Origin of the sequence: Bacillus sp. AFS001701 (assembly GCF_002559405.1) — a bacterium.
In the GTDB taxonomy this organism is placed as follows: Bacteria; Bacillota; Bacilli; order Bacillales; family Bacillaceae_G; genus Gottfriedia.
In genome coordinates, this window is the sequence record NZ_NTZO01000011.1 from 1 (window position 1) to 10,553 (window position 10,553).

A 10,553-nucleotide genomic window follows, 5' to 3' on the forward strand; every position below is an offset into this window, starting at 1 on the left:
TACTGCATCTTATATTAAAACTTTAAATTTTTACGCGTTTATTGTAAAATCATGAAATATTATGGTAACCATAACATTATTTTATTGATATTCAGCACTATACTTATCTGCTCAATCCAAAAAATCTGGTTATATTACAAGTGGTCTGGCAACATACGAAAAAGCCAAGGCTTTTTTCAAAAATCGCTTGGCTGATTTGGCATCCCTCACTAAGGAAAAAGTCAATGGTATTTCCTTTTGATCCAACTACACTATGTAAATACATCCATTATCCTTTTACTTTTATGTACGTTTATTCACTGCCCATGAGTCATTGGTTCGTTTGAGTTGAGGAAAGATTCTCTTATTCAATTAAGGACCTTATTGATGTTCCCATCGCATACTGATTGTGTGAGTAATGGACAAGCCTCGTTCCCCATCATTTCCACCTAATCACGGAAACTAATTGCGTACCCTAGATAGCATCTCACCTTTAACAAAATAATGTCAGCTTGAATACTTCCATTTGAAAAAAAATTTGTTTTTCCATACCGATTACGCAGCTTTTTAGAATAATTGTATCAGTATGTTCAAGGGTTAGAGATTCATAGCAATTGTTCTAAAGTTGTTGCATCGGAACCTTTCCACTTGTCATAACGCAACTACTTCTCCACTAATATCAGTGTTATATCACAACTAAAAGAATATCGTTCGGCTTTTTTACTCCATAGTAGAAATGCTATTCCAAATTTTTTGGATTTGGGACTAAGTCACCACTGCTAATTTCTTTTTTTATGTAGACACTGCTTCCCAAGCCTACCCCGATATTATTTAATACGGCCATTCTGATTCCTTCTAAACTTCCAATTTCTATTACGTTTTGTGGTAAGAGTTTCGATTGTCTCAAATTTTACTCATCGTCGTTTCAAAATATCTTTCAGCTTGATATTTAATTAAAGGAAATTTCGTCAGTAATTGGTCTTCCGGGTATTTAGCATATAAATCTTTAGAAACCACTAGAACCATGTCGTTCTCTGCAATCACGATGTTTGTCATTCCATTTTTATATAGCGTTGTTTTCAATTTGGCAAGACAGTAAGCTACTAAAGAATATCTTCTTTTTAGTTACTCACGATATGAACTATGATTACAGGCTTACAATTACATCATAGTCACCCTTTTATATTAACTATATCTAGAGCTAATCAAAAAATCTCAAAAGAGTAGGTCTATTTGTGATGTCCTATTTTAGTTATCATCATATGTTTAATAAAATTATTAGATTTGAGTCAAATATGACTAATCGTAAGAGAAAGAGTCACAACTGTAACTCTTGATCTTCAACTAATGCTAGCGTTAGTTGTGTAAGAAATGCCTTTCAACTATTATCTCTCCATAACTCAACTTCATTAACTTCATATTTTTCCTTTTTCACCCATTTAACCATCAATTCATTTGCATTACCTTTTCGCCAGAAGCAGATTTTTTGGATTTTGCATATTAGTGTTTTGTCGAATATCAATAAAATATTGTTATGGTTACCATAATATTTCATGATTTTACAATAAACTCGTAAAACCTTAAAGTTTTTAATATAAGATGCAGTAGCCAAGAACACTAACTGAAGCAGCTTATATTATTTATTTGGTTCCTGTGCAAGAACTTCAAAGCACTTGCAATGAATCTCTAACTCTTGGACATACGGATAATATTACTCTAAAAATGAGGTATGGTCGGTATGGGAAATTCAGAATCTTAAGAAAGGAGCAGCTGGTACAGAAGGTGTAGAAATAGTAACTGGCTTCCTGAATGCTCCTGTAGCAGCAAAGTCCGCTTCAGCTGTCGGTGAAAAACAAACTCTGTTGGTTGATGGTGCAGAATCAGGGAAAGGCAACAAATTCTGGAATTTAGAAAAAAATGAATACATTGATATTTAGTTTGGCGTAAAGCTTGATAATTCAGCAACAAATGATTATCAAGGTGTAACATACTCTGCTAATCTATCTGTAATAGCTAAACAAAAAGACGATGGTGCTTTATACGAGTAATGTAATGAACTAAGCAGGTACAGCAAATGGTACGTTAAAAATTCTCTTGTGCAAACTATAGTTAGATTCTAGATAATTTCATGATTCCCAAGAACCGGTGGCGCTTCATTATGACGTTGCTGGTTTTTTACTCTTTATATTTCTATTCTTTAGGAATAAGCGGAGAAAAGGGGTTGCAGATGGTACTTTGGATTTGAACGTTGACCAGCCAGTTTTGATGAGAGTTGACGAAATTAAGCGAAGTGGCACAATGGAGCGCGGCTTCCAATTAATCATAAAATTACTTTAAAAAAAAAGGACGTTCATCTACTTGCTAATTAAACTGTAACATATGCAAAAGATAATAACGAGGTAGCTAAATTCGGAAGTCATATCAAGATAGAATTCTTACTGGAGAGTTATTTGGATGGAGGGGTATAGGGGTGGCTACTTTATTACAACAGATAACAAAAGAGATAGAAGAAAAGAGATATGAATTATTTGATATTAATAAGCGGTATGGATTACTTCATTCCAAAACCATTCAATGTAGTCAAGAGCTAGACAAGTTATTAAATCAGTTATTCAAAGAAAGGTATGTTGGGATGTGGTTTTAAGCCAGCCTATATACAAAATTATCAATTGTAAAGGCTTCTTTTGATGTTTTTCTTACAAATTGAAGTAACTTTATTCTGTAGTATTAATGATTATACGTAAACTCATCATCATCTCATGTAGTGCCAATTGAAGACTATACATGTTGAGTGCGTGGCGCAACTCATTTTAAAGTAAGGCAGCAAGCCCATTTGGGCGCTGCCTTTTTATTTATAATAAAGGACTGGAAAAATTATATTGAATTGTAACTTTGCTACTCATATTACAAGTGATGCGATTAATTAGAACGTCCAAAGCCTTAGGAACAATTTCGTTCAGTTTGATAATGTCTTTTATCGAATTATTTACGTAACTTTCATCATTACGAGTATACAGTTTATATTCTAATTCAACTAATTCTCCTTGCAATTTATTAATCTTTCCATCGGTTATTTCACGGCTGGTTTAGTTATATAAGTAGCAAAAAACGATCTTCAAAAAAATCGAAGAACCTTTTTTATTGGCTATAAACGTTTAAATTACACAATCGCTTAATGGTCAATAGATTAATTTAAAAACCCAAGTCAAAATATATATTAATAGTACGATTGATAGAGATTTGCCATGCATTTTTAGTTAAAATCATTTGAATTATAAAAAAAATAGGTCTTAAGCCCCGTGAAAAAAACCATTTGTCACACCATTCTAGCAGATATACAATTCTATTAAATTCAGTGTTACCTATTCACTTCTTTACAGCTAGAAACTACATGCCTCTGCTACAAAATCGATAATTCGTCCAGGTGATGTCGCGTATAATCTATTAGCAATCTCTTAATTTACCCTAATCAACAATGAACCCTAATTTATTCATATCTACTAGGAGGATGTATGGTGAATAAAAGGAAATTGAAGACGCTTTTAGCTACCTCTTTATCTACGATTTTTCTAGCTTCCTCGTATTGTCTAAATAGACTTCGATAGAAGATGGAACAAAAGTATAAAGTGTACATAAGACAGCATGGTTAGAAAAAGAGTGTAATAGTTTACGAGTGTAAAATTACCAATACATTCTAACAATATGTATATGAAATAGTCTTAGAGTATTTCCTTCGTTTGATTGATTATACAATGACAGCAACTTGTACGTTTTGACATCACAAGTGCAAACTTTGTATAGATCCTAGCTTATTTAATGTTAACAAGAACCGGTGACGCTTCGTAATGACGTTGTCGGTTTTTTAAGATTAATTTCTCTATTCTGTAGAAAAAGCAGTGAAAAAGGGTTGAAGAAAGAATTTTGGATTTGAGCATTCACCAGCCGTTTCTCACTAGTGTCAAAATGGAATGCAGCTTTCAGTTAATCGATTAAATTATTCTAATTTTACTGTAACAAGCGCAAAAGATAACAACTGAGTAGCAAATTTAGCAAGTCACATCAATATAAAAATCTTTATAAGAGATTTATTCGAATGGGGGCAGATAGGAATGGTTACTTTATTACAACAACAAGCAACATTAGCAATAGAGGAAAAGAGAAATGAATTATATGATATTAATAAGAGGTATGGATTTCTTCATTATAATACCATTCAATGTAGTCAAGAGTTAGACCAGCTAATCAATCAGTTATTCAAAAAATATACTGGTTTGAAGGATGAGCGTTATGAATACTTGATGAATTAGACATCGATATTCTAAACTTATAGTGCTTGGCATCAATTGCTGTTCATACCAAGATTTAGTATTAGATGGAAACTTAACATCATCTCATTTATGATTATCTGATAAAATGCATGAGTAGAGAAAAGGAAAAAGGGACAATCGCAGTCACCTCAAGCCTTTTCTCTCTTTTTTTTATCAAGACTTTATTTGATGAATAATAATGATTTGCTTAAAAAAGTTAGAATGAATAATGTGAAAAAACGGATTTTATAGCGAGGGTTTATTATGAATGGGAAAAAATAGGAACGTGGGTTTGAGCCCGAATAGAAGTAAGAAACAGCCTGATATAACAATGTTTGAAGGAAAGAGAGAGGATTCTAAGAACTTGCTTTAATTTCAATCCTTTCAATTACTCGATGTAATAATTCAGGCGTTAATGTATCAACTTAGTAAATCAAGAAAGAACTTTTTGAAGAGTGTGGATTTGTTCAAGTTTATTTAAATCAAAAAATTCTTTTCCTGCAACTTGCACTTATCGAATGGTTGTTTTTTTAGGTGGAATATTGAATGTAAATGAAGTAGCTGGCTTCGGATTAACAAGTTTGTCATTTATTTTCCATATTTCTAAAATGGCATGAACTGTATATGTTCCTGTAGGTGAGCTTCCTCCATCATTCGTTTTGTAATTCCACGTACTTTTCCATTGGATTTGTTCGCCACTGTTTAACGACTTATTTTGAATCACCTGTAAAAAAAATTTCCTTGTACTAAAATGATACACCTGTTCTCCTTGTGCATTATACACCTTATAATCATAAAACTGGCTTGTTGGAAACTCTAATAGCATTGGCTGATTACTATTATTTTTAAATGTAAAAATAAGCGTGGCTTTTTCCACGTCTGCGATGACATCTCCATCCCATATCCAATCTGTCATGCCTTTAACCTCCTTAGCTAAGATTAATTGATTCCCGCAAACAAAAATCATCTTATATACCAAATATTACAAAAAATATTAATTGTCAATATATTAGTTTATAAACCCAAGTCAAAATCTATATTAATAGTACGATTGATAGATTTACATTGTAATCATATTAAAAATGTAAAAAAATATAAAAAAATGTAAAAAAGTGTAAAATAATAGGTTGCTCCCCCCTTACAAAACCCCATTTGTCATCCTAGTCTAAACAAATATATAATTCTTTTAAAATTCAATATTACCCATTCATTTCATGTACAACTAGAAACTACAAAACTTTGATACAGAATCGGTAATTGGTTTAGGAGGTGGCCTTTTCATCTTGTTAGCAATCTCTTAATTTAACCTATTCAACTATGAATCCTGCTTCAAGATATTTTTTAACATTTGAACATGCAGTTAATGTTGTAAGACTCATCGCAAACCCTATTTTTTATAAGTCAATGGGTTGAAGCAGTTAAGGGAAAGGAGGGAAAAGGAGTAGTTAGGTAAATTCAATCTAAATATGGAGGTATAAACACGATGAAAATCACCAAAAAAATGCTTGCATTGTCGACAACTTTCCTACTTACCATAAGTTCATTTGTTGGACCAGTTGGAAATTATGATAAGGCTTATGCAAGTGAAAATATTATGAATAGCTATAATCTGGATTCTAAAGAAGTAATAGAGAATAAAATAAGTCCAGAACTTAATAAAGAATTTGCCAACAAGTCTCAAACTACCTTTCTTGTTAAATTTAAGGATCAGGTAGATACAGTAAAGGTTGCTAATGATGTTAAAGCTAAGAATAAGCAACTATCAAATGTAAAAAAAGAGTTAGTAGTTCGTTCATCAATCGTTTCTGAATTAAGAATTAAATCAGATTCAACACAGAGAAACTTGAAAAAGTATATTGAAACAGAAAAGTTAAATGGAAATGTAAAGGATTATAAATCATTTTACGTAGTAAATGGTATGGCAGTTACAGCAACAGAGGATGTAATGAGAAACATAGCGGCAATGCCAGAAGTTGAAAGTATAATACCTAATGAAATTACAAAGTTAATTGAGCCAGAAAAGGCTACTGAAGCTGTTGTTCCAACTGTAGATAATACAGAATGGAACCTTAAACAAATTGGGGTGCCTGACGTTTGGGGTTTGGGAATAGATGGAACAGGAGTAGTTGTTGGTAGCATTGATACAGGAGTTCAGTGGGATCATCCTGCATTAAAGTCGAAATATAGAGGCTATGACCCAGCTAATCCAGATAAACCAAATCACGAATTTAATTGGTTTGATGCAACAGAACAAAAAGGTCAAGCACCCTACGATGATGTTGGTCATGGAACCCATACAGTGGGTACTATGGTTGGTTCAGAACCAACAGGAACAAATAAGATAGGTGTTGCGCCAGGAGCAAAGTGGATAGCTGTTAAGGCATTTACAAAAGATGGCGGAACAGATGAAGATTTAATAGAAGCTGGTGAATGGATGCTTGCTCCTAAAGATAGAAATGGAGTACCACATCCAGAAATGGCTCCTGATGTTATTAATAACTCATGGGGAGGCGGTCCTGGAATAGATGATTGGTATAAAACTATTATAACAAACTGGAGAGCAGCAAATATATTCCCGGAATTTTCAGCAGGAAATACAACCCCAACCAATTCCGGTGGGCCAGGATCAGTTGCTAATCCTGCAAACTATCCAGAATCCTTTGCAACAGGAGCAACTGACATAAACAACAAGTTAGCTGGCTTTTCATTAAGGGGGCCATCACCATATGGTGGAATTCAAAAGCCAGAAATTTCAGCACCTGGAGTTAATATAAGATCTTCAGTTCCAGGAGGTAAATATGAGGGTGGATGGAATGGAACCTCGATGGCAGGTCCACATACATCAGGACTTGTTGCATTACTTCGACAAGCCAATTCATCCTTAACTGTAGATGAAATAGAAAAAATAATAGAGCAAACAGCAACTCCTTGTACTGACTCTGAATATCCTACAACCCCTAACAATGGATATGGATATGGTGTTATAAATGCATTTAAGGCTGTAACATCAGTTTTAAAAGGAATATCTGAGATTAAAGGCCAAGTATTAACAGATGCCAAGGATACAGTTCCACCAACATTTAAACATATACCTGTTAAAGAGACATACGAAGGATTGAAACAAGATTTAAAAATAGAAGTACAGGATAATGTAAGCGTCGAGAAAGTTGAGCTTCAATATAGAAATAATCCATCGGATGAGTGGACAACAGTTGCAGCTGAAAGGAAGAGTGGGGACTACAAGTCAGGGAGCTATGAAGCTATCATTCCAGCTGATAAAGTAGTCACAGGATCAAATCTATCTTACAGATGGAGAATAGTTGACTTTGGAGGGAATGAGGTTACAAGTGATATCTATACAATGCTTGTTAAACCTGCAATTACAATAGGATACTTTAATAATTTTGAAACAGAAATGACAGGATGGGAAAGCGATCCGAGCTTGACGAATCAATTTCAGTGGGGAAAACCTACAACAGGACCTAAGGCAGCAGCCTCAGGAGAAAAGGTTTTAGGCACCAATCTTGAAGGAACATATTCAGAAAATGAACGAATGTTTTTAAAAAGTCCTCCTATTGTCCTGCCGAAAGGAAGTGCTTATTTACAGTTTAAAAATTGGTATGATATAGAAGAAAACAATGACTATGCATTTGTTGCGGTAAAAACTGACGACGATGAGAATTGGTATTTAGTAGCAAAATATGGAGGCTCTATGACAGGAGGATTTTCAGATGAGGAAATAGATCTAAGCGAATATGCAGGAAAGAAAATTAATATCGCATTTGCATTTATGTCTAATGAATCCAATAATAAGCAGGGATGGTTTATAGATGATGTTAGATTAACAAACAAATCTTTAAAACCAGCTGGCACATCCGTTTTAAGAAGCAGAAGCCCAAAAGAACCGTTTAGATTACCAAACCAATCTGCAGCATCAAATGGCACGTCAGCTTTAAGTAATAGCCCAAAAGAACAAATAATCAATTCTGTAGAGACAAATGCTAATATAGCAGGACAACCATTACCAGCTACAGTATCTATTATTGAAAATGGTCGTTCAACAAAAACAAATCCGCAAGACGGTTCATATAGTTTTAAAGTTAAAGCAGGAGAGTATACATTAAGATCTGAAACCTATGGATACTATCCACAGGATCAGAGGGTTGAAGTAACAGAAAACCAAGTTCTTGAAAATGCAAACTTTACAATGGTTCCAATACCTAAGGGAATATTAAAAGGTAAAATTATTAATGCCCAAACAGGAAAACCTGTGAACGGCGCTAAAGTTTACCTAACTGAGGATGCAGCAGTAGCACCAGTTACAACTGATGCAGATGGTAATTACTCAATAACTGCATATGAAGGTAAATATACAGTGCAGGTTACAGCAGAGAACTATTTTGATGAGAAATTTACTGTAGATATTACGGGGAATGGAAATGTCTCACATGATCTTCAGCTAAAACCATTTATAAATTTTTCAGGAGAGATAGGCTATGATGATGGAACACCAGAATATTCAGTGGGTCAATGGGAAGCAGGAGGCGGCTATGCAGTAAGAATGTCACTTCCGGAGGGACAGACCTCGGCAATAGTAACCTCTGGAAAATTTATGTTTGACCCAACATCAGGTGGAACTACATTTAAGGTGGCAGTTTATGATGCAAGTGGAAAAGATGGCGCCCCTGGAAAAATGATTGCAGGGCCATTCAATGGAAATGCTATTAGAGAAGCAGGGAAATGGACAGTCGTTGATTTATCCGCGCAACAAATAGTTGTAACAGGCGATTTTTATATGGTTTTAATACAGGATAAGATGGCTCCTGTGAGTCCACTAATTGCATTGGATAAAAATTCAATAGTAGCACAAAGATCATGGCAGTTTGTAAAAGGAGGCCCATTCACTTTAGCAAATAAAGATTTTGGAAACATGATGATTAGAGCAACAGTTAAAGAGGAGGCACTAGCTCCAGTTATAACTTCACCAGTGGACAACCCATATTTAAATAATGAAAACGTAACAATAAAAGGTATGGCGGCTCCAGGAATGGACGTTCATATATTTAGCAAAGATGAAGATATAGCAAATGGAAAGACAAACGATGATGGAAGCTTTTCAATTGATACTGTACTTCAAGAGGGAGTTAATATTCTAAAGGCAAAAACTATTACAGAAATCGGATCTACTCCTTATTCGAAGGAAATAAAGGTTATAGTAGACAAGACGACACCAGTTTTAGAAATTACAAGCCCACAAAATAACGCAAATAAAAATGATCAAGTTATAACTGTAACGGGAACAGCTAAAGATGATTATTTAGAAAATGTTGATGTTAACGGAACAAAGGCAGACATAGATTCAAATGGAAACTGGACAGTAAAGCTTATGTCTAAGGAAGGGCAAAATGGAATAAATGTTGTTGCTAGAGACAAGGCAGGAAATGAAACAGTTAAGAGCGTAACTGTAAATGTGAAATATTCAATAAAAGGTATTACTAATTTGAAACCAGATCAAGATTTAAAATTAAATTCTGGTGATGCAGTTAAGGTTGAATTTGATTCAGAAGTAGGATTAAAGAAAGCAGCATTTAGAATTATTTCTCCTATAGGTAATGTAAATAAGACTAATAGTATACAAACAGTTAATGAATCTGCCATTGAAATGCCAATGAAAGAGGTAGTAGATAAAGATGGAAAAGGTATAGGGCATTATGTTGGAAAATGGATTGTTTCAAAAGACATTGTATTAAACGGTGGACAGATAGAGGTTACAGTTGAGGACAATAATGGAAATAAATTGACCAAGATGACTGAGGGAAGATTGTATGTTAATACAAAAGTTGTAAAACCGACACCAGTAGTAAAAACAGCACCAAAATTAACTGCAGACAAAAAAGATAACAGAATAGGAAAAACAATCAACATAACCTTCAAAGACGATGCAAAATGGAGAGGCTCAATAACAAGCATAACAGTAAACGGAAAATCAATAAAAGGAAACTACAAAATAGATAAAGGAAACATAGTAATAAACGGAAAAGTATTTACAAAGGCTCAATCCTACAAGATCGTAATAAAAGCAAAGGGTTACAAAGATGGACAAGTAACACAGGTTATTATTCCAGAAGTAAAACCTGCACCAACATTAAAAGCAGACAAAAAAGATAACAAAGTAGGAAAAACAATCAACATAACCTTCAAAGACAATTCAAAATGGAGAAGCTCAATAACAAACATAACAGTAAATGGAAAATCAATAAAAGGAAA

5 protein-coding genes and 1 pseudogene are annotated in these 10,553 nt (G+C 33.9%); 3 read left to right on the plus strand and 3 right to left on the minus strand.

What is annotated here, in order from left to right; all coding sequences use genetic code 11:
* Window positions 1-132: 132 nt before the first annotated feature.
* Window positions 133-542, minus strand: a pseudogene (locus tag CN514_RS26315) (DDE-type integrase/transposase/recombinase); the annotation flags it as partial.
* A 176-nt stretch (window positions 543-718) separates the two neighbouring features.
* A complete protein-coding gene (locus CN514_RS25470) occupies window positions 719-886 on the minus strand; it encodes a type 2 periplasmic-binding domain-containing protein (protein WP_176525748.1) in 168 nt (55 codons plus the stop codon).
* A gap of 1,563 nt (window positions 887-2,449) precedes the next feature.
* Between CN514_RS25470 and CN514_RS01185 the strand changes: the two genes are divergently transcribed.
* Together CN514_RS01185 and CN514_RS01190 are read left to right on the plus strand one after the other, a co-directional pair.
* Complete coding sequence (locus CN514_RS01185) at window positions 2,450-2,623, plus strand: aspartyl-phosphate phosphatase Spo0E family protein (RefSeq protein WP_286141504.1); 174 nt, start codon at window positions 2,450-2,452, stop codon at window positions 2,621-2,623.
* Window positions 2,624-4,088: 1,465 nt separating this feature from the next.
* Complete coding sequence (locus CN514_RS01190) at window positions 4,089-4,286, plus strand: aspartyl-phosphate phosphatase Spo0E family protein (protein WP_098231015.1); 198 nt, start codon at window positions 4,089-4,091, stop codon at window positions 4,284-4,286.
* 511 nt (window positions 4,287-4,797) lie between these two features.
* Here the strand turns inward: CN514_RS01190 and CN514_RS01195 are convergent.
* The gene (locus CN514_RS01195) at window positions 4,798-5,202 is read right to left on the minus strand and encodes a BsuPI-related putative proteinase inhibitor (RefSeq protein ID WP_176525749.1); all 405 of its coding nucleotides are present in this window, start codon (window positions 5,200-5,202) and stop codon (window positions 4,798-4,800) included.
* Window positions 5,203-5,769: 567 nt separating this feature from the next.
* Here CN514_RS01195 and CN514_RS01200 point away from each other — a divergent pair.
* Window positions 5,770-10,553: S8 family serine peptidase (locus CN514_RS01200; protein WP_098231017.1), on the plus strand; the 4,784-nt coding region annotated here is incomplete at its 3' end.